Annotated in this window: 22 protein-coding genes; 17 read left to right on the top strand and 5 right to left on the bottom strand. The window is 72.0% G+C overall.

From position 1 onward, the window contains the following. Positions 1-40: 40 nt before the first annotated feature. The gene (locus OV090_RS35175) at positions 41-592 is read left to right on the top strand and encodes a hypothetical protein (protein WP_267709081.1); all 552 of its coding nucleotides are present in this window, start codon (positions 41-43) and stop codon (positions 590-592) included. Positions 593-704: 112 nt separating this feature from the next. Here OV090_RS35175 and OV090_RS35170 read toward each other — a convergent pair whose 3' ends face one another. After that, positions 705-2,183 (bottom strand): hypothetical protein, encoded by a 1,479-nt coding sequence (locus OV090_RS35170; RefSeq protein WP_267709080.1) that lies wholly within the window; start codon positions 2,181-2,183, stop codon positions 705-707. A 143-nt stretch (positions 2,184-2,326) separates the two neighbouring features. Beyond that, positions 2,327-2,899, bottom strand: a complete 573-nt coding sequence (locus OV090_RS35165; RefSeq protein ID WP_267709079.1) for a hypothetical protein — start codon at positions 2,897-2,899, stop codon at positions 2,327-2,329. 62 nt (positions 2,900-2,961) lie between these two features. Between OV090_RS35165 and OV090_RS35160 the strand changes: the two genes are divergently transcribed. From OV090_RS35160 to OV090_RS35135, 6 genes are all read left to right on the top strand, one after another. Continuing rightward, positions 2,962-4,134: a hypothetical protein gene (locus tag OV090_RS35160; RefSeq protein WP_267709078.1), complete on the top strand. Its 1,173-nt coding sequence runs from the start codon at positions 2,962-2,964 to the stop codon at positions 4,132-4,134. Positions 4,135-4,136: 2 nt separating this feature from the next. Further along, positions 4,137-4,757, top strand: a complete 621-nt coding sequence (locus tag OV090_RS35155; RefSeq protein WP_267709077.1) for a hypothetical protein — start codon at positions 4,137-4,139, stop codon at positions 4,755-4,757. Between the two features lie 47 nt (positions 4,758-4,804). Next, entirely contained in the window at positions 4,805-6,316 is a 1,512-nt protein-coding gene (locus tag OV090_RS35150) for a TIM44-like domain-containing protein (RefSeq protein ID WP_267709076.1), read from the top strand. A 6-nt stretch (positions 6,317-6,322) separates the two neighbouring features. Further along, entirely contained in the window at positions 6,323-6,949 is a 627-nt protein-coding gene (locus OV090_RS35145; RefSeq protein ID WP_267709075.1) for a DUF502 domain-containing protein, read from the top strand. Positions 6,950-7,271: 322 nt separating this feature from the next. After that, positions 7,272-9,848, top strand: a complete 2,577-nt coding sequence (locus OV090_RS35140; protein WP_267709074.1) for an FG-GAP-like repeat-containing protein — start codon at positions 7,272-7,274, stop codon at positions 9,846-9,848. 144 nt (positions 9,849-9,992) lie between these two features. Further along, complete coding sequence (locus OV090_RS35135; RefSeq protein WP_267709073.1) at positions 9,993-10,724, top strand: methyltransferase domain-containing protein; 732 nt, start codon at positions 9,993-9,995, stop codon at positions 10,722-10,724. A 189-nt stretch (positions 10,725-10,913) separates the two neighbouring features. On the opposite strand, the gene OV090_RS35130 is transcribed toward OV090_RS35135, so the two are convergent. Both OV090_RS35130 and OV090_RS35125 read right to left on the bottom strand, forming a co-directional pair. Further along, a complete protein-coding gene (locus tag OV090_RS35130; RefSeq protein ID WP_267709072.1) occupies positions 10,914-11,939 on the bottom strand; it encodes a hypothetical protein in 1,026 nt (341 codons plus the stop codon). A 399-nt stretch (positions 11,940-12,338) separates the two neighbouring features. After that, positions 12,339-13,064, bottom strand: a complete 726-nt coding sequence (locus OV090_RS35125) for a TetR/AcrR family transcriptional regulator (RefSeq protein WP_267709071.1) — start codon at positions 13,062-13,064, stop codon at positions 12,339-12,341. Positions 13,065-13,182: 118 nt separating this feature from the next. On the opposite strand from OV090_RS35125, the gene OV090_RS35120 reads away from it, so the two are divergent. From OV090_RS35120 to OV090_RS35075, 10 genes are all read left to right on the top strand, one after another. Continuing rightward, positions 13,183-13,503: a hypothetical protein gene (locus OV090_RS35120; protein ID WP_267709070.1), complete on the top strand. Its 321-nt coding sequence runs from the start codon at positions 13,183-13,185 to the stop codon at positions 13,501-13,503. Between the two features lie 364 nt (positions 13,504-13,867). Further along, positions 13,868-14,794 carry a pyridoxal-phosphate dependent enzyme gene (locus OV090_RS35115; RefSeq protein ID WP_267709069.1) on the top strand — a complete coding sequence of 309 codons (927 nt, stop codon included), beginning with the start codon at positions 13,868-13,870 and terminating at the stop codon, positions 14,792-14,794. Between the two features lie 39 nt (positions 14,795-14,833). After that, complete coding sequence (locus OV090_RS35110) at positions 14,834-15,073, top strand: hypothetical protein (RefSeq protein WP_267709068.1); 240 nt, start codon at positions 14,834-14,836, stop codon at positions 15,071-15,073. Further along, positions 15,070-16,311: a UDP-N-acetylmuramyl-tripeptide synthetase gene (gene murE, locus OV090_RS35105; RefSeq protein WP_267709067.1), complete on the top strand. Its 1,242-nt coding sequence runs from the start codon at positions 15,070-15,072 to the stop codon at positions 16,309-16,311. The genes OV090_RS35110 and murE overlap by 4 nt, the downstream gene beginning before the upstream one ends. A gap of 849 nt (positions 16,312-17,160) precedes the next feature. Next, positions 17,161-17,580 (top strand): NlpC/P60 family protein, encoded by a 420-nt coding sequence (locus OV090_RS35100; protein ID WP_267709066.1) that lies wholly within the window; start codon positions 17,161-17,163, stop codon positions 17,578-17,580. A gap of 565 nt (positions 17,581-18,145) precedes the next feature. Then, complete coding sequence (locus OV090_RS35095; protein ID WP_267709065.1) at positions 18,146-20,728, top strand: serine/threonine-protein kinase; 2,583 nt, start codon at positions 18,146-18,148, stop codon at positions 20,726-20,728. Positions 20,729-20,795: 67 nt separating this feature from the next. Then, entirely contained in the window at positions 20,796-22,292 is a 1,497-nt protein-coding gene (locus OV090_RS51150; protein WP_267709064.1) for a M20/M25/M40 family metallo-hydrolase, read from the top strand. Between the two features lie 157 nt (positions 22,293-22,449). Beyond that, the gene (locus OV090_RS35085; protein ID WP_267709063.1) at positions 22,450-23,577 is read left to right on the top strand and encodes a histidine kinase; all 1,128 of its coding nucleotides are present in this window, start codon (positions 22,450-22,452) and stop codon (positions 23,575-23,577) included. Next, positions 23,564-24,358, top strand: a complete 795-nt coding sequence (locus OV090_RS35080) for a response regulator (protein WP_267709062.1) — start codon at positions 23,564-23,566, stop codon at positions 24,356-24,358. Before OV090_RS35085 ends, OV090_RS35080 begins: the two co-directional genes overlap by 14 nt. Positions 24,359-24,574: 216 nt before the next feature. Continuing rightward, on the top strand, positions 24,575-25,351 hold the full coding sequence (locus OV090_RS35075) for a hypothetical protein (RefSeq protein WP_267709061.1): 777 nt from the start codon (positions 24,575-24,577) through the stop codon (positions 25,349-25,351). Between the two features lie 124 nt (positions 25,352-25,475). Here the strand turns inward: OV090_RS35075 and OV090_RS35070 are convergent, their stop codons facing one another. Then, positions 25,476-25,817: a hypothetical protein gene (locus tag OV090_RS35070; protein WP_267709060.1), complete on the bottom strand. Its 342-nt coding sequence runs from the start codon at positions 25,815-25,817 to the stop codon at positions 25,476-25,478. Positions 25,818-26,116 lie beyond the last annotated feature (299 nt).

Below are 26,116 nucleotides of genomic sequence, written 5' to 3'. Positions count from 1 at the left end.
GCCGTCGCCCGGGCGTTGCTCGGATCGACCTGGAGGATCGATGTCGCTCTCGCGCCCCTGCACCTTGATCGGCGGAATGTGGTTGTTGCCGTGGTTCTTCGCCTGCGCCGCGCCGGAGCCCGCGCCGCAGCCGGAGACGAAGCCCGCTCCGCCGCCCGCGCCCGCGCCCGAAGTGGTGCCGCCGACCCTCGCCGCGGTGCCCGAGACTCCACCCCCCGCGCCCGAAGCCGCGCCGCCGGTCGCCGCCGCCGACGGCAAGATCGACGTCGCCGCCTGCGACGCCTACGCCGAGCGCTACCGGGCCTGCATCGCCGACAAGGTGCCGAGCCACGACCGCGACGCACACACGCGGGCGCTGCAGGCCCAGCTGGCGCTCTGGCTGGCGGCCAAGGCCGATCCCAAGCTGACGTCGGCGCTCGACGACGAGTGCGCGGCCGCGGCCGAGGCGGCGCGGGCGACCACGCGGGTGTTCGGCTGCGTGTGGCGTGAGAGCGACACGCCCGAGCCCGAGTCGCCGAAGCCCGGCAAGGTCAAGCCCGGGGCGATCGATTCGGCCCGCAGCGTCGCGCCGGAGCTCGGCGCGCTCGACTAGAACTGTAGACCCTAAGGACAGGCCCGAAGGGACATGTCCGAAAAAGTCTGTCCGAAGGAGCATGTCCCCGAGAGCAGGTGTTAAAGAAAACCTGTCCTCGGGGACCGGCGGCTCAGATCGCGTCCTTGAGGGCGATGGCGATGCCGACCACCGCGAGGCACATCTCGTCGAGGGTCTCCTCGCCGAGCCGGACGTCCTTCGGGGCGCCCAGGCCCTGCTCGGCCAGCGCCTGGACGACGAACGGGTTCGACATGCTGTTGTTGTAGGTGCAGCGCAGGTACAGCGCGTCGCCGGCGTCGAACCGCGGGACGGCGTCGAGCGGGGCGTCGTAGCTGTAGGTGCGCTGCCAGTTGAAGTCCCAGCCGGGGGTCTGCAGCAGGCACTCGCTGGCCGGCTCGCCGTCGTCGGGGCTGGGGCGCTGCAGGCCGATCAGCATGTCGGTGCCGACGTAGTGCATGTGCGTGCCGACGGCGAACACGCGCAGCGGCGGGACGTCGTTGAGCTTGAACAGCATCTGCTCGACGTGGTTCTCCACGCCGGCGGGGATTCGGAACTCGGGGTAGCCGTTGTCGTCGTGCTCGCTCGGCAACAGCTGCGGGCCCTCGCTGTTGCCGATCAGCGCCAGCATGCCGACGTACTCGGGGACGGTGTCGTGGATCCGCAGGTCGAGCGAGGTAGCGCTGTCGAGCTCGGGCTTGCCCGTCGGGTGGTAGTGGACCTGCATGACGATGCGCGAGCCGGCGACGACCCGCGAGGCGACCTTCGGCGGCATCTCGAACGGGGTCATGCCCGGGGCCCAGGCGGCGATCAGGTTGGCGGTGTTGATGCCGGGGCCGCCGAAGCAGGGGTAGTAGCCGTCCTCGTTGACCTTGTCGGCCGAGGCGCCGCTCTCGTCGACGTAGGCGAGCACGTGGTGCACGACCTGCGGGTTGCCGGCGCTGATCTGGACGGCGTCGATCCAGGTGTCGTCCTCGAAGCCGGGGTCGACGCTGAAGCAGAGGAACAGGTCCTTGTCGCCGTCGATCGACACGGGGGTGGGGATCTGGACGCGCACGTCGGCGTCGGTCAGCTCGACCTCGGGCGGCTCGGGCAGCGGCGCGGCGGTGGCCGGATCGCCCTCCGGGGCGCCTTGATCGACCCACGCGCGCAGCAGCTCGAGCTCGTCGTCGCTGAGCCGCGGGTCGTCCTGCCAGCCGAACCGCGGCTGACAGTCGTCGGTCTCGTCGGCCAAAAACGGTGGCATGGTGCCGCGCTCGACCGCGTCGAGGGCCGCGGTGGCGAACGGCTGGGCGGTCTCGTAGCTGGCCAGGGAGAACGGGGCGATGCCGGCGTCGCTGTGGCAGCCGCTGCACTTCTGCACAAAGATCGGGGCGATGTCCTGATGCCACGTGACCGGCTCGGCCTCGGCCGCGTCGGTGGTGGTCGGCGCGTCGGTGCCGGCGGTGCCGGCGGTGCCGGCCGTGGTGGTATCGGTGCTGGCGTCCGCGGTCTCGCTGGCGCTGGCGAGGCCCGGGCCCGGATCGCTGCAGCCGATCGTCGTCACGCACGCCAACAGGACCGCCGCGGGTCCGCACATCTTCGGAGAATGCATCGGTCGTCGACCTCTCACGGGCCTGGGCCCGCGAGATCGAGGGGTACTTCAGCGGCGACGAATTGTCACGGAACGAAAGGTCACGGGACCGCTATGCGCGGACCGTTCGCTGCGGGGCCGCCCTGCGCCTCACCCAGGCCGTTTCAGGGGTCCTCGACCTCGACCTGGATGCTGGCGAGGGTCCACGTGTTCTGCCCGTGGTTGTGCAGGTGGAACACCACCGGCTCACCGGCCGCGAGCGCGAAGTCGGCGACGAGGTCGACGTCGTGGACCATGGCCTTGCCCGGAATTTCGACCTCGCGCTCGAGCAGCACGTGGTCGCCCGCCATGATCACGGCGTGCGCGGTCGCGGGCTCGGCGGCGACGAGGTCGAAGTGATAGAGGTTGAGCGAGATCTGCGCGCCGGGCACGATCTCGCGGAGCGACGGCTGCGTGAACGCGCCGTAGTTGCAACCACCCGTGTTGACCTCGAAGCCGGTGACCTCGACCAGCCAGCCGACGCCGAGCGGGCACTCGACGCTGGCCGGTCGGTGGTCGCGCAGCGGGTCGGCATCGGCCCCGAGCTGCACCCACGCCTGTGGCTTGACGAGGTCGACCATGGTGCCGTCGATCTCGGCGACCGAACCGGTGCTGTCGGTGCCGCCACTGCTGGGGCTGCCGGCGTCGCCGCACCCGGCCGCCAGCGCGCACGCGAAAAAGAGCCGACGAGAGGTCACGCGGGGACGATAGGTGGTCGCGGCGGGACTGTCACGCGGGAGGTTGCGCTACAGTGCGACCAGTGCGACGCCCGGCTCGCCTCTGGAGCGCCTCCGCGCTCGTGATCGTCCTCGCGGCCTGTCGCCGCGGCGATTCGTCGCAGGCGCCGGCCGGGGCGACGGCGGCCCATCCGGCGGGCCCTGGCGGCGGTGCTCGGGGCGGTGCGGCGACCGGTCTTTCGGGACAGGTGGTGACGACCGGCGACGAGGCCCTGCCCCCGGCGCTGGCGCTGCGGCGCGCGCAGGGGGTCGCGGCGATGGACGGCGGTCGCCACGACCTGGCGCGCCAGGCCTTCGCCGAGGTGCTCGACGAGGCGCCGGGCAACCTGGCGACGCAGGCGCTGTACGACGCGGCGACCGAGGCGCTGCTGGCCGCGCAGTCGCGAGCGGGCGAGCAATTCGCAGGCCGCGCGGCGACCGTGCTGCCGGCCCCGCCGTGGGCGTACACGCTGAAACAACCGGCGCCGATCGAGTCGGGGCCGCAGCCGATGCTGACGCTGGTGTCGGAGCGCCCCAACGGGATCGGCGACGACAGCGAGTGGCTGACCCGCAACGGCCTGGCGCTGCCCGAGTACGAGGTGCCGAACCCGATGCGCGGCGAGCCGGGGACGCTGCCGCCGTCGATCCCGCCGACGTTCGGCAAGTACCTGCTGGTCCAGGCGATCCGCCAGGACGGCTTCAACATCCTGTTCTATGGGACAGATTACTCGGGCGGCCGGTTCGTCGCGGTCCAGCGCGAGGACGACGCGGAGATCGTGGCGCTGTTCGACTTCGAGGCCTACGCCCACCCGCCCGGGACGCCGGCCGGCGAGCGGGCGTTCACGGCCCAGCGCGCGACCTGGGCCGCGCTGGCCGGCTCGGTGCTGCTGGTCGGCCACGCCCACCACGCCGAGGCCAAAGGCGGCAACGCGTTCATCACCGCGCTCGACCTCGGCAGCGGCGCGCTGCTGTGGCGCAGCGCCCCGCTGGTGGCCAACGCGGCCGACTTCGTGGTCCACCGCGGCCACGTCTTCAGCGGCTACGGTGCGGGTGCCGAGCCCGGGCACCTGTACGTGCTCGACGCCGTGACCGGCAAGACAGTGAGCAAGACGCGCGTGAAGAGCGGGCCGGACTACCTGTTCCTGCGGACAGATCAATTGCTGGTCCGCTGCTACGACACCGATTACGTGTTCGAGCTGCGCCACGGAGGAGGCTGACGATGGCCGGGTTCTTCGCCGACGACGGGAAGGGCGCGCTGCGCCGGGCGATCGAGGCGTTCGAGGCGGGCACCGCCGCCGAGCTGGTGATCGCGGTGCGGCCTGCGTCCGACCGCTACGCCCACGTGCCGGCGCTGGTCGGCGGGCTGGCGGCGGCGCTGACTCTGGCGTTCCTGCTGTATGGGGAGCCGGAGTTCGGGCTGCACTGGTTCCTCGTCGACCCGCTGCTGGTCGGGCTGGCGGCGGGCTGGCTGGTCCGCCACAGCCACGCGCTCGCGCGCGGGCTGACGCCGCGGGCCTGGCGCGACGAGGCGGTGCTGCGCGCGGCCAAGGCCGGCTTCCTCGACCACGGGGTCATGGAGACGCGCGCGCGCACCGGTGTGTTCCTGTACCTGTCGCTGACCGAGCGGGCCGCGGTGGTCCTGGCCGACGTCGGGGTCCGCCGCGAGGTCCCGCGCGCGCCCTGGGAGCAGGCCGTCGCAGGTCTGCAGGCCGCCGTCGCGGCGGGCGCCCGCGCGACCGAGCTGGCGCCGCACCTGCAAGCCCTCGGGACGCTGTGCGCCGACGCGCTGCCGCGCGGCGAGGACGACGTCAACGAGCTGCCCGACGAGGTGCTGGCATGAAGGACATGTCTGAACGAGCATGCTCTCAGGAGCATGGTGCGAAGGGCATGTCCCGGAGGACATGGTCGAAGGGGCTGGCGATCGCGGCGGCGGCGGTGCTGCTGGCGCTGGCGGCCGAGGCGGCGGCGCGGCCGGGCGGCGGCCACGGCTACTCGGGCGGCGGCAGCCGCGGCGGCGGCGGCAGCAGCTTCAGCGGCGGGGGCGGCGGAGGCGGCGACGGCGGGGCGATCCTCTACTTGCTGGTGCGCCTGCTGTTCGAGGTGCCGCAGATCGGGGTGCCGCTGCTGATCATCGTCGGCGTGGTGGTCTGGTACCACTACCGCCACGACCACCAGCGCCAGGCCGAGGAGACGTGGGACAGCGCGCCGACGACGACGGCGCACGCGGCCCGCCACGGCGACCTCGGATCGATCCGCCGGCTGGACCCCGACTTCTCGGCGGTGCTGTTCAGCGACTTCGTCTACGCGCTGTACGCCCGCGCCCAGGGGGCCCGCGGCGACGCCAGGGCGATGGAGGCGCTGGCGCCGTACGTCGAGCCCGGGACGCGCGAGGTGTTGATGAAGCGCGAGCCGGCCGGCGCGCCGATCCGCGGGGTGGTGATCGGGTCGATGCAGGTCGAGCGGGTCCAGCTGCCGGCGGGGCCCGACGGCATGATCGACGTCGAGGTCGCGTTCGAGGCCAACTACAGCGCGGCGTTGCCGGGCGGCGAGCGCGGCTTCTACGTGCGCGAGGCGTGGCGGCTGCAGCGGCGCGCCGATGCCAAGAGCCGCACGCCCGAGACGGTGACCGCGCTCGGCTGCCCCAACTGCGGGGCCCCGTTCGAGCGCAGCGACAGCGGCGCGTGCCGCTACTGCGGCCAGCAGGTCGAGGGCGGGCGGTTCGACTGGACCGTCCACTTCGTGCGCGTGCTCCGCCTCGAGTCGCGCCCGCCGCCGCTGACGCACCACGCAGAGGAGGTCGGCACCGACGACCGCACTCTGTTCATGCCGGGCATCCAGCAGGCCCACGCGGCGCTGATCGCCGAGGACCCGACGACCGCGCCCGACCGCATCGACCAGCGCGTGCGCACGATCCACGCCGAGATGAACGCCGGCTGGACCGCGCTCGACCTCCGGCGCGTGCGCCCCTATGTGTCCGACTCGCTGTTCAACTACCTGCAGTACTGGATCGACGCCTACCGCGCCCAGGGGCTGCGCAACGTGCTAGCGAGCACGCAGGTGCTGCGCATGGTGATCGTCAAGCTCGAGCGCGACCGCTGGTACGACGCGCTGACCGTGCGCGTGTGGGCCCGCGGCCTCGACTACACGGCGCGCATGAACGGCGAGCACGTGTCGGGCAGCACCAAGTACCCGCGCACGTACAGCGAGTACTGGACGCTGATCCGCGGGTCCAAGGTCCGCGGCGCGCCCGCCAGCGACGTGAACTGCCCGAACTGCGGCGGCCCGCTCGACCGCGTGAACAGGGCCGGCGCCTGCGAGTACTGCGGCGCTCACCTGACCCGCGGAGAGTTCGACTGGGTGCTCAGCAAGATCGAGCAGGACGAGGCCTACGCCGGATAATCAGAGATGCTCGCGCACGCCAAGAACTTCGCCCGCAACACCTTCCTCGCCGGGGTCTTCGCCGCGATCCCGCTGGTCATCACCGTGTTCGTGCTGTGGTACGTCGACCACCTCACGCGCGAACCATTGAAGGAGTTGTTCGGGATCGACGTGCCGTTCGCGGGGGTGGGGCTGGCCCTGGTCGGGATCTTCGTGTTGGGCCTCGTCGTGCGCAGCCTGATCGGCCGCTACGTGCTGGCGGCGATCGATCGCCTGCTGCTCAAGGTGCCGGTGCTGGCCGAGCTGTACAAGGCGTGGAAGCAGATCTCGCTGACGCCCGGCGGCAGCAGCGGCATCTACTCCAAGGTCGTGCTCGTGCGGCTCGACGGCGACGCGTGGCACCTCGCGTTCACCAGCGGCGAGCCCATCGGCGCCGGCACCGACGCCGTCTGCGTGTTCGTGCCGACCACGCCGAACCCGATGGTCGGCCGGGTTCTGTTCGTCCCGCTGTCGCGCTGTCGGCCGACCTCGCTGGCCGTCGAAGAGGTGTTCAAGTTCCTGCTGTCGGGCGGCAACTACGTGCCGGAAGAGGTCGCTGCCGCCGCCCGCGACGGCGCGGCGGCGAGGCCTCCGCCGCTCGTCTCCGAGGCATAGGTCGTCGCTGGATCCACCTTTCGCCGCGGTCATCGACGCATCTGCAGATCTGCGTGTGGAGGCCTTTATCGGGCAGATCTCGGGCGAATGCGACGTCTGCATGATCGCCGCCGCGGCTGCGCGCCGTGTCACGACGTCGTGAAGGCGGTGAATAAAAGTCACGCCGCGGCGAAACCCGCGCGTGGGCTCGAACACGCGGAGGGCATGATCCAAATGTCGTGATCGGCCAACCGTCCGGGCGGGCCGCCGAGGGCCCGCGGCCGCGAAAAAATGCCGATTTGTTGCGTGGTCCGGGGCCGCTCAGTATGGCTAAACTGTCGATATGAACACGAACTTAGCGCGTTATTGGGCACTCTCCGGACTTGCGCTGCTCAGCCCCGCGCTGGCCGGATGCGGTGACGCCACCAACGTTGCGACGGGCACGGACACGGATGCCACGTCGACCGGCGACACGACCACCGGGCCGACGACGTCGACCACCGCGCCGTCGACGGAGACGACGCCGACGAGCACCTCCGAGGTCACCGACTCGGGGATGACCGCCACCGGCACGACGACCACATCGACCACGCTCGAGCCGACGTCGACCACGAGCACGACGGTGGACACGACCACCGACGCGACGTCGTCGTCGACGACGGAGCCGGTGGGGGAGACCACCAACGACATGTGCATGACGATCCTCTGCGGCGAGCCGGCTCAGTGCTGCGCGGCCGGTGAGGAGTGCGTCGACGGGGCCTGCCTCCCCGAGTGCCCGAGCGGCATCCGCTGCGGCGAGGACAAGTCGGTCTGCTGCGACGCCGGCGCGGTGTGCCTCGGCGACGTGTGCGAGCAGCCCGCGGGCGACTGCCAGGACTCGTACGACTGCGAGCCGGGCTTCTACTGCGAGCCGATCTTCGACCAGTGCCTGCCGCAGCCCGACCCGCTCGACTGCGAGGTCGTGCCGACGTTCGACGACATCGATGTCCAGCTCGAGTGGGCGTGGACGGCCAACGAGGTCATCACGCTGCCCGTGATCGCCGACGTCGACGGCGACGGCGTGCCCGACGTGGTGGTCAACACGACCCGCGCCGACAACATGCCCGGCAGCTACCCGCTCGGCGAGATCGTGCTGATCGACGGCGCGACCGGGCAGGAGAAGTGGCGCATCAGCCACAACCCGGCGATGATGCAGTTCGGCTCGCACGGCCGCGCCTCGATCGCGGTCGCCGACGTGAGCGGCGACGGCCTGCCCGACATCATCTACGCCGGCCGCGAGGAGGGCGCCAGCCACATCTCGCCGATCCACGCGGTCGACGGGATGGGCGCGTTGCTGTGGACGGCCCGCACCTCGAACAACGCGGTAGCGAAGGTCCGCATCGAGAACGGCGCGGCCGCGGTCGTCAACCTCGACACCGACCCCGAGGCCGAGATCGCGTTCGGCGGGACCATCCTCGACAACGACGGCCTGATGGTGTGGAACCAGCCGTGGGGCCCCAACAACCAGCCGTGGGGCGCGATGTACGGCACGCCGATGAACGGCAACACGCCGATCTACGCCGGCGGCGTGGGGACCTTCGCCGACCTCGACGGCGACAACAAGCCCGAGCTGGTGACCGGCCGCGAGGCGTGGAAGATCGAGTGGGTCCCCGGCAACCCGCCGTCGGTGACCATGACCCAGTTCTGGTCGAACAAGAACAACCCGGTCCAGAGTCACAACAACGACGGCTGGCCGTCGGTCGCCGACCTCGACGGCGACGGCAAGCCCGAGGTGGTGCTGGTCGCGTGGCCGGCCATCCGCGTGATCAACGGCCAGACCGGTCAGCTGTGGTGCGGCGTCGACCCGACCGACGCGATGTGCCAGCAGAACGCGGCCCTGCGCACGCAGCCGATCCCGATCAAGGGCACGAATCTCGGCGGCCCGGCCACCATCGCCGACTTCGACGGCGACGGCCGGCCCGAGGCGGGCATCGCCGGCGGCGTGGCCTACGCGGTCTACGACTTCAACCGCTCCGGCGAGACCGTGGTCAAGCTGGCCAACGACCCGATGCCGGCGGCCGGGGCGATGTACGCCCGCTGGACCGCGACGACCCAGGACAACTCGTCGGCCGCCACGGGCTCGTCGGTGTTCGACTTCCAGGGCGACGGCAAGGCCGAGGTCGCGTATCAGGACGAGTGCTTCGCCCGCGTCTACGACGGCGCGACCGGTGCGGTGCAGCTGCAGATCATGAACTCGAGCGCGACGATCCACGAGTACCCGCTCGTGGCCGACGTCGACGGCGACGGCAACTCCGAGTTCGTCGTGGTCGCCAACTTCGCCGAGGCTAAGAACGTCACCGACTGCCAGGCCAAGACGCCCGGCTTCACCGCGCGCAAGGGCGTGTTCGTCTACGGCGCCGGCGGTGACAACTGGGTCCCGACCCGCCGGGTCTGGACGCAGCACACCTACCACGTGACCGACGCCGACTCGGCCGGCAACCCGCCGATGTCCGAGGAGGCCAACTGGACGGTCGGGGGCCTCAACAACTTCCGCCAGAACGTGCAGGGCGAGGGCGTGTTCAACGCCGCCGACCTGACCATCTCGGTGGCGGCCGACCTGAACAAGTGCTCCGAGGAGCTCGTGCTGGTGGCGACCATCTACAACGAGGGCACGCTCGGCATTGGCCCCGACATCGAGGTCTCGTTCTACGAGGGCACCGACAATACGGGCGTGAAGCTCGGCAGCAAGCCGACCGCGGCGGCGCTGCTCCCCGGTGCGTCGACGCAGGTGACCTGGACCGTGCCCGGCCCGACGAAGAACGACAAGAAGAACTTCTTCGTCGAGATCGATCCGGGCATCAACAACGGCCAGGTCCAGGAGTGCAAGGAAGCGAACAACGGCGCGCTCGTGACCGAGGCGTTCTGCCCCGAGGCAGGCTAGTCGTCACGACGTGAGCGCCCGTGCGGGCCGGTCGGCGCAGCGCCGATCGGCCCGTCGTCGTTTTGGTGACGTCTCGGTGGCAGATTCGCCAAGCGCGCGATGCGCGCTTTACAAGCGCAGGGCGGGTTGCTACGTAGATTCGCCTTGGATCGCAGCGCCTACGACAAGCTGTTCGAGCTCGAGAAGCGCCACTTCTGGCGGATCGGTCGTCGCCACGTGATCCTCGACGTGCTGGAGCGCTGGGCGCCGAAGGGGCCGCTGCGGATCCTCGACGTCGGCGGCGCGTGCTCGCTGATCTCGCAGGAGATGACGCGCTTCGGCGAGGTGACGGTGGTCGAGCCCGACCTGCCGACGGCCGAGTTCGCGGCGCGCGAGCTCGGCCTCGACGTGCGCCCGGGCAGCCTGCCCGACGACCTGCCGGTAGAGGGGCTGTTCGACGTGGTGACGCTGTTCGACGTGCTCGAGCACATCGACGACGAGGACCCGGCGATGGCCGCGGTGGCCCGGCTCGTGCGCCCGGGCGGGCTGCTGCTCGTCACGGTGCCGGCCCTGCCGATCCTGTGGAGCGACCACGACGTGTCGGTCCACCACCGCCGCCGCTACACCAAGGCGACGCTGCGGCCGGTGCTGGAGCGCGCCGGCTTCCGCCTGGAGCGGCTGTCGTACCACACGTGCCTGCTGTTCCCCCTGGTGTTCGCCCAGCGCGTGGCGAGCCGCCTGCGCGGCCTCAAGGCCAGGCCCGAGTACGACGTCCGGGTCCCGGCCGCGCCGCTCAACCAGGCGCTGCTGACGGTGATGGAGGCCGAGCGCCGGCTGCTGCGCCGCGTCGACCTGCCGATCGGCTCGTCGCTGGTCGCGGTCGCGTTCCGCGAGTGAGGCGCGAGGAGCATGTCCCCGGGGACATGGCGAAAGGGGCATGTCCGTTCGGATATGTTTTAATGGGCAGGTCCGAGGGGACATGGCCTGAACGGCGCCGAAGGCGTCGGGCTCTGTCGCCCCGGTTAAACGCGACGAGCGCGACGAAGGCTCGTCGCGCTCGCGCTGGGCCCGGGGCGGGCCGGCCCGTCAGAAGCGGGCGGTGAGCGTCAGCTGACCGCCGCCGAGGCGGCCGCCGGCGTTGAGGTTGGTGTTCTTGGCCACGCGGACGCCGTACTCGTTGAGCACGCGGTTGCGGTACTTGTCGCGGTGGTACTGCACGGTGCCGACGATGCCCATGATGAGGCCGAGGCCCTGCAGCGAGCCCGAGACGGCCAGCGAGAAGTCGTCGGTGGCGTACTTGGCCTGCTCCATCGCCAGGAACGGGCCGACGACCGGGATGAACATGTTCTCGGCCAGGTCACGACAGCGGCCGGGCTTGTTCATGCCGGGGCAGCGGTCGTAGAGGTCGGCCGCGTTGCTCGCCGTGATGAGGTACGAGACGCCGAACAGCACCCAACCGGTGACCATCAGGCCCTTGCGCGGCGGGGGCGGGCGCTTGATCGCCGGCGGCGGAGCGGCGTGCGACGGACGCGAGACCACGCGGGTGACGATCCGCGGCGGGGGCGGGGGCGGGGCGTAGCGGCTCTGCGGGTAGCGCTGCTGCGGCGGCGCGACGTAGACGGGCGCCTGCGGCGGCGTCGTGCGGGTGTTGGTGGTGACCGTCGGCGTCGCGTTCGAGTTGCTGTTCGAGTGGGTGTTCGTCGCGATGTCGGCGCTGCTGGTCGGCGAGGCGTTGCCCTGCGGCTGGGCCTGGACCTGGATCTGCGGCTGCACGAGCACCTGGATCTGCGGCTGCATCACCGTGCTGCCGGGCGGCACGACGAGCGGCGCAGCACCCGGGGCGGCGAGGGTCTGGCTCTGGCTCTGCGGCCCGGCGACGCTGCCCGGCGGGGTGGCCTGGGTCTGCGCGCCCGGGGCCTGGACTTGCGTGTTCACCGGGGTGGCCGGCGTCTGCCCGGGGATGGGCTGAGCGAGGGACTCGCCGCCGGGGTCTTGCATGCCGAGGAGCGGGACGCTGCGCGCGTAGGGCGACGCGACGGCGGCCGACGGCATCAACAACGACGCGGCGAAAATGGGAGTGGCGACGGAGACGAGCAGACGAGACCGCAACATGACGTGGCTACCTCGAACGGGATGGCTTCTAGATTGGCAGATGCTCCACGTGCCGACCAGTCGGAAAAGTCAAATATTCCGACCCCGCGTCGGTCGCCCGGCGCAGAATTCCCCGACCGCGATCGGACGCGCTCCGGCGCGCCGTGGAATGCGCGAGAGGCGGCCTACCGGCCCGCCTTGCGGCGGGAAACGTCGTTCGAACTCGAGCCTGGGGTCGGGTGTCGACAGCGCGAGTTCGGCGCCATGAGCGGGGAGAGTCATTGGCTGCCCATGACCTGCACGCGCCGGTCCGGTCGCAAACGATTGGAATGACAAGAGCCGGCGCGGCGCGGACCGAGGCAGACGGGCCCGCGGCGATGCGATTTGCGACGTTCGTCCGTCACAGGCGTGCGCCGCCGGTCAGGCCGCTGCGCCGGGGATCCCCTTCCGCCGCTTCAGCTCGCGGATCCACTGCTCGCAGGCGTCGGCGCAGAAGTCGAGGTAGCGGTCGACGTCCGGACCGAGCGGCCGCTCGTCGAAGAGGACCTTCTCCTCCATCAGGCGGAAACCGGCAGCGAATGTCATCAGTCGCGTGAGGTCGAGCGCCTCCGTCTCGGTCAGCTCGCCCCGGTCGATGAAGCGCCGCAGCCCCTGCGAGGCCTGGACCGTGAGGTCGTCGACGAAGATCGCGCGGTTGAGCCGGCCGAAGCGCGGGTTCAGGCGGGCGATCGAGAACATGCAGCGGACGAAGAGCGGGTGCGTGCGGCTCTCGTACAGCCGCTTGACGTAGCGCGCCACCAGCCGCGGGATCTGCTCGAGCTCGGCGGCCGCCACGACCTCCGCTCCGCCCGCCGCCATGTCGCCGTAGAAGGTGACGATGATCTGCTCCACCATCTCTTCCTTGGTCCGGAAGTAGTGGTAAAGGCTCGGCTGCTGCATCCCGACCCGCCGCGCCAGCTCCCGCAGCGAGGCGCCGTGGTAGCCGCGCTCGGCGATGAGCTCCATCGCCGCCTCGAGGATCTCGCGGTGCCGCCCGGTCGCCGGCGGAACCTGCGGCAACGGCTCGGGCCCGCCGGCGGACGGCGTGCGTCGCTGGGCCCGCGGACGGGCGGCGGAGGAGGGTGCAGAAGCAGGGCGCCGGGCCACCGCGGGAGTATGCCCCACACCGCGCAAACGTGCGGCAGGACGTCGCAGGGCCCGGGTCCGGGCTTGCTCACCTATCGGTCGATAGGTAGCTTGTCTATCGACTGATAGGGAGGCCGAGATGTCGAGCAACCATATGTGTCCCCACTGCCACCACACGTCGCTGAGCCGCCCGCCGGCGTGGGGGATCGCGGTCGTCGCGCTGGCGTGGGCGTTCGTGGCGACGATGCTGTTCGTGTCGGCCCTGATCGGGCCGTTCATCATGTTCGCGGTCCCGGTGATCTTCGCGTTCGGCGCGGGGGCGGTCCGCAGCGCCCACGACTTCGCGTTCGCGCCGCCCCACTGCGGGTCCTGCGGCAAGCTGGCGCTGGCAGATTCGGCGAGCCCGACGACGGCGGTACCCGAGCGCGAGCTCGCCCCGGTGCTCGCCCGCGCGGCGTGAGCGAGGTGCGGGATCAGAGCGGTGAGCCACTCGGCCCCGACGAGCTCCGGCGGTTGGGCGTGAGCAGCGTGGTCGAGGTGGCCGCGACGGCGGCGGATACGCGGGCGAGACGAGGGTCACTCGCGGTGGCGAGGGCGAGCGGCCGGAGTTGTCGGGATCACGAATCGTCAGGGGCGGACGATCGCTCGCCAGGACGAGCAGCCGAAGAGGCGGTGGTTGCGAGCGAGGTGCGAGCTTGCGAGGGCGAGCGACCACGAGGTGCGGCGAGCGGCGCGGTGTGGCGCTTTGCCACGGTCGCCCCGGTTTCTGCGGCTGAGGTTGCTGCGCTTGCCCGGCCCGGGCGCACGGGTGTATGGCGATCGAGATGTCGCTCGCGCATACCACTCCTCTTCTGCGCTCGCTGCCGATGGGCGCGGCGCTCGGCGAGCCGGTGCTGTTGAAGATGGAGGCGCTGCAGCCGAGCGGGTCGTTCAAGCTGCGCGGGCTCGGGCGGCTGTGCGCCAGCCGGGTGGCAGGCGGGGCGCGGCGGCTGGTGTGCGCGTCCGGCGGGAACGCGGGCCTGGCGGTGGCGTATGCCGGCCGTCGGCTCGGCGCGGCGGTGCGGGTGGTGGTGCCGTCGACGACGAGCGCGCGCTCGCACGAACTGCTGACCACAGAGGGCGCCGAAGTGGTGGTGCGCGGCGACGACTGGCTCGCGGCTCATCGCGCGGCGCTCGCGGAGCTGCCGGAGGACGCGACCTACATCCATCCCTTCGACGATCCGGAGATCTGGACCGGCCACGCCGACATCGTGGTCGAGGCCGCTGCGCAGGCGGAGCGCCCGGGCGCGGTGGTGGTCGCGGTGGGCGGCGCGGGGCTCCTGTGCGGCGTGCTGCAGGGGATGCACGCGGTCGGCTGGACCGACGTGCCGGTGCTGGCGGTCGAGACCGAGGGCGCGGCGTCGTACTCGGCCGCGCTGGCCGCGGGCGCGCCGGTGACGATCCCGGCGATCACCTCCCTGGCGACGACGCTCGGCGCCCGCGCGGTCGCGGCCGAGGCGGTGGCGTGGTCGCGCCGCCACGAGATCATCCCGTGGACGGTCAGCGATCGCGCGGCCGTGCAGGCGTGCCTGCGCTTCGTCGACGACCACCGCGTGCTGGTCGAGCCCGCCTGCGGAGCTGGCCTTTCGGTCATCTACGATCGCGCGCCGCCGATCGTCGGTCGCGGGCCGGTGCTGGTGATCGTGTGCGGCGGCGCGGGGGTCAGCCTCGCGCTCCTGCGCGCGTGGGCCGAACGCACCGGGGCCTGCTGACGCCGGCGCGGCTTGACCGCGACGGAGGGCTCGGCGACCGTGCCCGAGGGAAGGGCGGGCGGCATGCAGATCCAGCGGGAGAAGTTCTTCGCTCTGACGGCCTCGCTGGCGGGCTTTCGGCCCGACGCGGGCCGCACGATCGAGGTCGCGGACGAGGCGGCGAGCGAGGGGGCGACGGCGACGACGGCCCCCGGCGCGTCGTCACCGGCGACGGCGAGCACGAGCACCACGGGCGGCGCGACCCCCGGCAGCCGACCTGTGCGAAGCTTCGGGCCGTGAGCGACCCGAGGCTCGTGCCCGCCGCTGCCCCCTGGGCCGAGGACATGCGCACGTTCGGCGTGACCGGCACGAACGGCAAGACGTCGACGACGACGATGCTGGCGGCGATCGTCCGCGCGGCCGGGCAGCGGGTGTTCGCGGCGACGACCCTCGACTACTCGCTCGACGGCCAGCCGCTGCCGGTCGAGCGCAGCTGGCAGGGCTTCCTCGCCGCGGCCGAACAGTCGCGCGCCGCCGGGGCCCGCCATGCGGCGGTCGAGATCACCAGCCAGTCGCTGGCCCGCGGCTACGCCAAGCGCTGGCGGTTCGACTGGTCGGTGTTCACCAACCTGTCGCCCGACCACTTCAAGAGCCACGGGTCGTGGGAGCACTACCTGGCCAGCAAGGCCCAGCTGTTCGTGCACACCTCGCCGGGCGGGGCGGCGATCCTCAACGCCCGCGACCCGGCGGCGCAGCTGCTCGACCAGGTGACGCCGGCCGACGTCCGCCGGGTGTGGTACGGGGTCATGTCCCGAGGGCCATGTCTTAAGGAACATGACCTCGAGGCCATGTCCGTACGGACATCCGTCGACGGGACCGCGCTGACGCTGGCGCCCTCGCCTTTGGCGGAGGCGCTCGGCGGGGCGCTGCAGGTGGCGTACGTCGGCGAGGTGTTCGCCGAGAACGCGCTGGCGGCCGCCGCGGCGGCGCTGTCGGCCGGGCTGCCGGCGACGGCGGTGCGCGCGGGGCTGGCGAGCTGCCCGGTGGTCCCGGGGCGCTTCGAGGTGCTGGGCCGTGCGCCGGTGGCGGTCGTCGACTACGCGCACACGCCCGACGCGCTCGAGCGGACGTGCGCGACGGCGCGGGCGCTGGCGGGCGAGGGGCGGGTGATCGTGGTGTTCGGCGCCGGCGGCGACACCGACGCGGGCAAGCGCGAGCCGATGGGCGAGGCGGTCGGTCGCGCGGCCGACATCGCGGTGCTGACGACCGACAACCCGCGGCGCGAAGATCCGCGGCAGATCGCGGCGCACCTGCGGGCAGGCCTGACGCGCGGCGGCCGGGCGCGGATCGTCGAGGAGGCCGACCGACTGCTGGCGATCGGCCTGGCGCTCGAGCTGGCGCAGCCCGGTGACGTGGTGGTGGTCGCCGGCAAGGGCCACGAGTCGGGTCAGACGATCGGCGACGAGACGCTGCCGTTCTCTGACCGCGCCGTCGTCCAGGAGCTGCTCGGGCTGGGGGCCGACGATGGCGCGGCTTGATCCCGCCGGCGGCGAGGGCCCGGCGGTGCTCCCGGAGACCGGGTCCGCGCGGCGGACGGGGGAGGTGCTCGACGAGGGCGCGACGAGGCAGCTGACGGAGCGGCTCGCGCGGGTGCTGGCCGAGCGGCGGCGGACGCTGCAGCGCCGCTTCGGCTGGGCCGGCCCGGCCCTGCGTTGCACGGTGGAGCCGCGACGGCGGACGCTGGCGCTCGCCGGCGAGGTGCTGAGCTCCCGGGCGCTGACGGGCGCGCTCGCCGAGTTGCACGCCGCGCTGCCGGCCGGATGGACGATCGACGCCGCGGCGACGGAGATCGCGGCGCCGCGCGAGTGGTTCGCGCTGCCGCCCGGGGTGACGCGGTTGTGGCGGGCGCCGCCGGTCGGGCTTTTTTCAAACAAAGTGTACGTCGGGACATGTGCATCGGAGCATGTCCTCGAGGATATGTGGCGAGTGGTGGGCGAGCAGCGGAGCCCCCGGGAACTGCGGGGAACTATCGGCCCGGGGCGAGGCCGCGTGATGACAGCGCGCGGGGCCGCGGGCGGCTGGAGTGATGAGTGTCCCGAGGGACACGTCCGATGGGGCAGCGATGGCTGGGCCGCTCGGGAGGGGTGGTGTCTTTCAGGGCATGTCCCCGAGGACAGGAATATCGATGCGTTGCGGACCGAGTGGGTCGGTTGGTGTCCCGAGGGACATGTCCGTGAGGACAGCGAGCTCTGCACCGAGCTGCTGGCCGGCGACGGCCGGTGGGGGTGCTGGCCGCGGCGGGCGAGTGGGCGCTGGTGCGAGCGCGCGACGGTACGATCGGCTGGACGCGGGCGCGGCTCGGCTCGCCGATGGCGGTGCCGGTACCGATGACAGCCCGGGGAGGCGCGACCGCGCTGGCGTGGGCGCTGCGGCGCTTCCGCGGCGCGCCGTATCTGCTCGGCGGGACCACGTCGCTCGGGATCGACTGCTCCGGGTTGGTGCAGCGGGCGGTGCGCTCGGCGCTGGGCGTGGTGCTGCCGCGGCACTCCAGCGACCAGCTCGCGCTGGCGGCGGCGCCGGTGCGGGCGCTCGGCGAGCCCGGCGACCTGCTGTTCCTGTGGGGCGCAGGCGAGTCGCCGTGTCACGTGGGCGTGGTGCTCCGCGGCGCGCGGGCGGAGGACCGCACGCTGCTGCACGCGTCGTCGCGCCGCGGCAGGGTGATCGAGGAGCCGCTCGAGCAAGCGCTGCGGCGGGCGGCGCGATGGCGGCATATGGAGCTCGAGCAGGTGCTGGCGCTGCAGCGATGACGGCGACCGCCAGTGGCGGGACCTGCGAGTGCTGCGGTGCGGCGCGACGGTGGTACATGGAGCTCGAGCAGGTGCTGGCGCAGCGGCGATGAGGGCGACCGCTCGCGCGGCGTGATGGCTGCACATGGAGTGCGAGAGGTGCGAGCGCGCGGCGATGAGGGCGACCCACCCGCGGTGCGCTGAAGCGATCCGCGACATGCGGGCTGCGGCGTCCGCAGAGCCCCGATCGGATGCTCTATAAAACATGTCCGGTAGAACATGCGCAAAAGGACACATGACCGGACGGTCGAGGGCGTGGCGACGAGCGATCGGGCGGGCGCGGCGGATCGTCGCGGGCCGGCGTCGCGTGACGCGCCGTGGGGCCTCGTGGACCACGGGGTGCGGCCAATTCGCTCCAGCGAACTCTGCGGCGCAACTGCGTTCAGCGTCGGGTTAGTCGCGCCACGCCGGAGCACGCGTGACAAATGCGGCGGCTACATGTCGCAGTCTGTCACGCCATGACGCCGAAGCGCCTGGCAGAGATGTCACTTGCTGCGCCGGGAGCGTCGGCATAGCGTCCGCGCCGATGACGAGCGACGAGCGCAGTCGGGGCTCGCACGCGCCGAAGTTCCGTCGGCTCGCGGCCGTCGGCCACGGCGGGATGGCCGACATCTACCTCGCGGCGGCGCGTGGGGTCGGCGGTGCGCTCAAGCTGCTGGTGCTCAAGGACCTGCGCCCGGCGCTGGTGCGCGACCCGGAGTACCGGGCGATGTTCCAGCGCGAGGCGAAGATCGCCACGCTGCTGTCGCACCCGAACGTGGTGCAGACCTACGAGGTGGGCAGCGAGGAGGGGCGGCCGTTCATCGCCATGGAGTACCTCGAGGGCCAGCCGCTGCACCGGATCCTCCGCCGCGTGTACCAGCCGCCGCCGCTGCCGCCCGGGCTGCCGCTGGCGATGCACCTGCGGATCCTCGCCGAGCTGCTCGCCGGCCTCCACTACGTCCACGAGCTGTGCGACTACGAGGGCCACCCGCTCGGCCTGGTCCACCGCGACGTGTCGCCGCACAACGTGCTCGTCACCTACGACGGGCAGATCAAGCTGGTCGACTTCGGCATCGCTCGCCTCGAGGGCGACGGCGACACCGAGGTCGGGACGTTCAAGGGCAAGGCCGCCTACTCGGCGCCGGAGCAGGTGTGCGGCGAGCAGGTCGACCGCCGCAGCGATCTGTTCGCGGTCGGCGTGATGTTGTGGGAGGCGCTGGCGCGGCAGCGGATGTGGCTCGGGCTCGACGAGCTGACGATCGCGCGTCGGCTCGAGGAGGGCGACATCCCGCCGCTGCCCGCCGAGGCCGCGGCCACGCCGGCCCTGCGCGCGCTGGTGGCCTCGGCCCTGGCGGTCGACCCCGCGGCGCGTCCGGCCTCGGCCGAGGTGTTCCGCGAGGCGCTCGAGCTGCACCTCGGCAAGAGCGCCCCGTCGCCGCGAGCGATCGGCATCACCCTGGCCGACATCTTCGCCGCCGATCGGGCCAGCATGCGCGGGCTGGTGGAGGCGCAGATCCGCCGGGCGCGGCAGGTCCAGGACGACCTGCCCGTGCTCGACCTGTCCGACCCGGCGAGCCTCGCCGACCCCGGGCCCGGCGAACTCGCGCACCCCGACGAGCCGACCCGCCGCGACGTCCCGCGCGCGGCCGAGGCCCCGGCCGAGGCGACCCCGTCGCGCGACAGCGGGCCGCACGACGCCACCTGGTCGGCGGTGCATCCGCAGCTGCGCCGGCCGCTGGCGCTGCCGCGCTGGCTGCCGTGGGGGCTGGGCGCGGCGGCGGTGGCTGTCTCTGCGACCATGGTCTTCACGACAGGTCCGGAGGAGCATGTCGAAACGAACATGTCCGCCGAGCCAGCCGTGCTGGAGCCGTGCGCGCGCGCCGACAAGCCGGTGGTCGAGCTGTCGGGGGAGATCGAGCACTCGGCGCGGCTGACGTGCGACAAGGTCTACCGCCTGCGCTTCGTGACGTTCGTGCGCCCGGGGGCGACGCTGACGATCGATCCGGGGACGACGATCGTCGGCGACCGCGACACCCGCGGGACGCTGGTGGTCCAGCCGGGCGCGAAGCTGGTGGCCGAGGGCACGCGCGAGCGGCCGATCGTGTTCACCAGCGAGGCGCGACCGGGGGCGCGGCGGGCCGGCGACTGGGGCGGCCTCATCGTGCTCGGCAAGGCGCCGACCAACCTGCGCGACGCCGAGGGGCGGCCGATGGTCGGGCGGGTCGAGGGCATCGCCGACGGCGGCGAATACGGCGGAGATGACCCGGAGGACAGCTCGGGTTCGCTGCGGTTCGTGCGGGTCGAGTACAGCGGGACCGAGCTCGGGCCCAACAACGAGATCAACGGCGTCACGTTCGCCGGCGTCGGCCGTGGCACGCAGGTCGACCACGTGCAGGTGCGCCACACCGCCGACGACTGCTTCGAGTTCTTCGGCGGCACGGTCGACGCCAAGCACCTGATCTGCCAGGACCCCGGCGACGACGGGTTCGACTGGGACCTCGGCTACACGGGCCGCCTGCAGTTCCTGCTGCTGCGCGACGGCGCCGAGGCGCTCGACACCACCGCGGGGCTCGAGGGCGACAACGACCCCGGCGGCTCGAGCAACACGCCGCGCTCGGCGCCGACGATCTATAACGCCACCCTGTGCGGCCGCGGTCATGGCGCGGAGCACGAGCACTACGGGATGCTGCTGCGCCGCGGCACTGCGGCGACGATCGGCAACGCGGTGGTGGTCGGGTTCGAGGCGCCGCTCGACCTCCGCGACCGCGGCACCGCGGTCGACCTGCGCGGCGGCTTGTGGCTGGCGCGCAACTTCGCCGCGCCGCTGGCCCACGCCGAGGTGGCGGGCGGCGAGCTCGCGCTGGCCGACGACGACTTCGGCCTCGACGAGGCGGCGCTGCTGACCGGGGCCGGCGCGCGCGTGGAGGATCCGGATCTCCCTGGCTGCGCCGACCCGGCCGGCCCGAATCGCTTCAAGCCGCGCGCCCCGCTGGCCGCCGGCGCGGCCGCCCCGCCCGCCGACGGGTTCTTCGCCGCCGAGGCCCGCTTCGCCGGGGCGTTCCGTGACGAAAGCGACGACTGGGACGCCGGCTGGGCCGTATGGGCCGATGCGCCGGAAGATGTCTGATACGACATGGCTTTGGGGCCAGGTTCGGGTCTTGCGGTTGCGCGCCGGGGTAAAGTAGAGGATGCGGGTGCGCCTCGCGTCCTGCCTGCTCCTCGCTGTCGCCGTGTCCGCCTGCCCGGCCCCGAAGTCGGGTGAGACCGCGCCGCCGGTGATCCGCGCCGAGTCGATGCCGGTCGGGGGGCCGCCGGGCTACGCGGGCGCCGGGCCGGTGATCGGCGGCGACAAGCCGTCGCTGCCGTCGGCGACGGCGGTCAGCGCGACGACGCCGCGCATCGACGAGCTGCCGCCGGTGTTCGTCGACGCGGCCGAGCGGCTCACGGCGGCGGCGCAGGGCCGCACGCGCGCGTGGGAGCTGCTGGCTGTCCTTTCGGACACGTTCGGCCACCGCCTCAGCGGGTCACGCTCGCTCGAGAAGGCGATTGACTGGACGGTCGAGCAGATGAAGCGCGACGGGCTCGACCACCCCCGGCGCGAGAAGGTGATGGTGCCGCACTGGGTCCGCGGGGCCGAGCGCGCGCGGGTGGTGGCGCCGATCGAGCGCGACCTGGTGATCCTCGGGCTCGGCGGGACCGTCGGCGGCAAGGTCCGCGGCGAGATCGCGGTGGTCGACTCGCTGGCCGAGATAGCGACCCGCGGGGCCGAGCTGCGCGGCAAGATCGTGGTGATCAACCAGCCGATGCCGCGCTTCGACCACGAGCGGCACGAGACGCACTACGGCGATACCGTGCGGATCCGCGGCAGCGGGGCCTCGGAGGCGGCCAAGGTCGGGGCGACCGCGGTGCTGGTCCGCTCGGTCACCGCCAACAGCCTGCGGAGCCCGCACACGGGGGCGCTGCGCTACGAAGACGGGGTCAAGAAGATCCCGGCCGCCGCGGTCACGCTCGAGGACGCGGAGCTCCTGGCCCGCCTGGCCCGTCGCGGCAAGACCACGGTCGAGCTGTCGCTCGGGGCCAAGACGCTGCCCGACAGCCCGAGCGCCAACGCGATCGCCGAGCTGCGGGGGCGCGAGCTGCCCGACGAGATCGTGGTGATCGGCGGGCACATCGACTCGTGGGACGTCGGCGACGGCAGCACCGACGACGGCGGCGGCTGCATGATGGCGATCGAGGCGGCGGCGCTGCTCAAGGAGCTGGGGCTGGTGCCGCGGCGGACGATCCGCGTGGTGCTGTTCACCAACGAGGAGAACGGCCTGCGCGGAGGCAAGGCGTACCACGCGGCCCACGGCAAGGAGAAGCACGTGGCGGCGATCGAGGCCGACACCGGGTCGGGGGCGCCGCGTGGGTTCGGCATCAGCGGCACGCCGGAGGAGGTCGCGGCCGTGCAGCGGTTCGCGCCGCTGTTCGAGGGCCTGGGCGCGAGCGTGCTCGAGGCCGGCGGGGGCGGGGCCGACATCTCGCCGCTGACGAAGGACGGGGTGCTGAGCCTCGGGCTCCACCCCGACTCCAGCGCGTACTTCGACCTGCACCACAGCCCGGCCGACACGTTCGACAAGATCGACCCCGACCACCTCGAGCGCAACGCGGCCGCGATGGCGCTGATGGCCTTCGTGCTGGCGGAGCGATGAGGGGCGCGCCCCTCGTGAGACGTCCGGCCAACTCATTGGGACCCGCGTCGCCTGGCCGCGGTTTCATTTAAAAGTTTCGAACCACTCGCTGCGGCTTCACGTCTCTTGGCTGCAACCACTCGGGCACCTGTCAGGTCGTAATGGCAAGGTCCCGAGGATGGAACTCTGCCCCGAGTCGGCCGCGACGTCGCATGGCCCCCCCGCGTGGGTAATGGCCGCGCCGTGGCTGCTCTGCGGCCTGATCTCGACTTCGCAGGTGTATTTCCTGTGGCCCGTGCGGGTGCCCGAGCCGTCGTTTCTGCGCGACCTCGCCTGGCAATATCCCCCATGGCTCTATCTCGCCGCGGCGGCGCCCCTGGTCGCGCGAATGGCCCGACGCTTCCCGCTCGGACGTGACAGCTGGACGCGTCACCTCGCACCGCACCTGCTCGCCAACGCGACGCTCGCCTCGGGTTATGCATTGGTAGTTTGCGTCGCCGGGGTCCTGTTCGGCGACGCCTACTACCAGGAGACGCCGTTCCTGTTCGCCTACGGCAAGCTGCTGGCCAAGGGCGTGCAGCTGCAGCTGTTCGTCTACTGGCTGGTGGTCGGCTTCGTGCACGCGTACGACTACCACCGCAAGGCGCGCGACGCCGAGCTCGCGTTCTGTCGCCTCGAGACCCAGCTGGCGCACGCGCAGCTCGAGGCGCTGAAGATGCAGCTGCACCCGCACTTCCTGTTCAACACGCTGCACGCGATCGGCGTGCTGGTGCGCAAGCAGGACACCCAGGGCTCGCTGCAGATGCTGTCGGGCCTGGCCGACCTGCTGCGGCTCGCGCTCGACAACACGGGGCGGCAGATGGTGCCGCTCAAGCAGGAGCTCGACTTCCTCGGGCGCTACCTGGCGATCGAGAAGGTGCGCTTCTGCGACCGGCTCGACGTGCGCATCGACGTCGCGCCCGAGGTGCTGGACGCGCTGGTGCCGAACCTGATCTTGCAGCCGCTGGTGGAGAACGCGATCCGCCACGGCATCGCGCCGCGGGCCGCCGCGGGTCGCGTCGTGGTGACTGCGAGCCGCGAGCGCGGGGCGCTGACGCTGTCGGTCCGTGACGACGGGGTCGGCCTGCCCGAGGCGTTCTGCGTCGAGCGCTGCGGCGGCGTCGGCCTGCGCAACGTGCGGGCCCGCCTCGGACAACTCTTCCCTGCCGACCATCGATTCGAGGTCGCGGCAGCGCACGGCGGCGGGGCCGCGGTGTCGCTGCAGATCCCCCTAGCCTTCGAGGAGCCGATGTATGTTGGAGCGTAATACTGCAATTAGGACCCTGATCGTCGACGATGAACCTTTGGCCCGCGAGGGCATCCGCCTCCTGCTCAAGCAGGACATGGACATCGAGGTCATCGGCGAGGTCGGCTCCGGGCGCGAGGCGGCCAGCCGGATCGAGGAGCAGCGCCCCGACCTGGTGTTCCTCGACGTGCAGATGCCGGAGTGTACCGGATTCCAGGTGCTGGCCTCGCTGCCCCCGGCGAGCGTGCCCGGGGTCGTGTTCGTGACCGCGTACGATCGCTACGCGCTGCAGGCGTTCGAGGTCCACGCGCTCGACTACCTGCTGAAGCCGTTCGACGACGAGCGGTTCTTCGAGGCGCTGCGGCGGGCCAAGGCGCACCTGCAGGTGGCGGAGGTCGAGGACCTGCGGCGCCAGCTGGCGGCGCTGCTGGCCGACGTCGGCGAGCCTCGGGTGGCGACGCCCGTGGTGGCGCAGCCGGCCGAGCGGCTGGCGATCAAGGACGGCAGCCGGGTGGTGTTCCTGCGCGCCGACGAGATCGACTGGATCGAGGCGGCCGACTACTACGTGCAGATCCACGCCGGGCCCAAGAGCTACCTGCACCGCGAGACGATGCAGAGCCTCGAGCGCCGGCTCGACCCGTCGCAGTTCGTGCGGATCCACCGCTCCGCGATCGTCAACCGCCGGCGGATCCGCGAGCTCCGCAGCGGCGGCCGCCGCGAGGCCGTGGTCGTGCTCGAGGGCGGCGCGACGCTCAAGGTCGCTCGCAGCCAGCGCGACAAGATCGCGTCGCTGCGCGTGTGAGCGGCTGCGCGTGAAGGCATGCCTCCGAGGGCATGCGCGAAGGGGCATGTTCTTCGGAGCATGCCCCTTCGCGCATGTGCGCATGGACAGGCGCCGGCCATCGGCTGCGCGGCGAACGGGCGGGGCCGGCGGCTGCGTCGTATCGGCGTTCGCCTGCACCGCGCTGGGGCGGCGCCCGGACGTCGCATAGCTTGTCCAGGCGAACGGAGGATGACGATGCAGCGATGGATCTTGACGATGGCGCTCGCGCTCGGCGGCGCGGCGGGGTGTGACGACAACGGCGGCGAGGGCGGCAAGCCCGGGGCGGCCCCGCAGGCCGAGCTGACGGCGGAGCAGGTGGTGGCGAAGCACCTGGCGGCGCTGGGCGGGGAGGGCAAGCTCAAGGCGACGAAGAACCTGGTGATCCGCGGCGAGTACCAGGAGGGCAGCTCGGTCGACGCGTTCGTGGCCTACCGCGCGCGGCCGAACAAGTTCCGCAAGGAGGGCACCCACGAGGGCAAGGCCTTTTTGAAGATCTTCGACGGCGACAAGGGCTGGCTGGCCGAGGGCGACGCGCCGATGGGGCCGGTGCCGGCCGAGCACGCGGTCAAGATGAAGCAGTACGCGGAGTTCGACGACGCGCTGGTCGACGCCGCGGCGCGCGGGCACAAGGTCGAGCTGGTCGGCGCGGAGGAGGTGAAGGGCAGCAAGGCCTACCATCTGCAGCTCACTCTGGCGAGCGGCGACGTCGAGCAGCGCTGGCTCGACGCGACGACGTTCCTCGACGTGAAGCGCACTGTCGTTTTTAAAGACAAGGCGGGGGCGCAGAAGACCAAGCACGTGACGTTCAGCGACTGGCGCGAGGTCGGCGGGCTCAAGTTCAACTTCGCCAGCGAGGGCGAGGTCGACGGCAAGATCAGCAAGGTGAAGGTCCAGTCGATCGAGGTCGACGGGGTGATCGATCCGTCGAAGTTCACGGCCCAGATCGCCGACACCGTGGCGATGGCGCGCTGAGGGCCGGGGCTTTGTTCGGGGCGCCGTCCGCCTCGCCGTCGGCGAGGAGGGGCGGCGCTGTTGCTGTGTCGGCGGGCTGTGAATCGTGGCAGTCGGTGTGCCGGGACAAATCATGGCAGTGCGCTCAGGCGCGTTCGGGGTGGTTGTCCTTCACCTCGAGGCGGCAATCCTCGGTGGCGGGGTCGTAGCATTGATCGCCGCAGGGCTTCTGCGACCCGGCGCATTCGACCCGGCCGGTGCTGCAGTTCTGATAGAACGGGTCGTAGCACTGGCCGCCGCAGGCCCTCTGCGCGCCGCGGCAGACCAGCGCGCCCGGCTGGCAGCTCTCGGTCGCGGGGTCGTAGCATTCGTCGCCGCACGGCTTGTCGGAGCCGCGGCAGACCTTGCGAGGGCTCGCGCCGGCGGTCCCGACCAGAGCGAGACCGGCGCCGAGAGCCACAGCGAACGCGAGGGTAAGACGTCGCATGCGTATGGAGTTGCGACCCGGGCCGGGGGTCGCCAGTCAAGAGGCGATCAATTGCGTGCAGGGCGACGTTGCAGGGACACGTCGCGTGGTGTCGGGCGGGCTCGCGGGCGCGCGTTCACGGGTGCACCTGCGCGAGGCGGGGGCGTCGACGGCCGCCCGGCGAGGCGGCGTTCGGGCGGGCGGCGAGGTGCGTCGGGATGGCGGAACGACGAGCGGACGCCTGGAGCTCATGCGAGCATGGCTACCCACGGTTTGCCGGACCCGACGATTCCGCGAGCAATTGTCCCGTCACTGACCGC

Source organism: Nannocystis sp. RBIL2 (assembly GCF_026626745.1).
GTDB lineage: Bacteria > Myxococcota_A > Polyangia > Nannocystales > Nannocystaceae > Nannocystis.
Note: the sequence above shows the minus strand (reverse complement) of the source record. Positions and strands in the feature narration are given on the sequence as shown.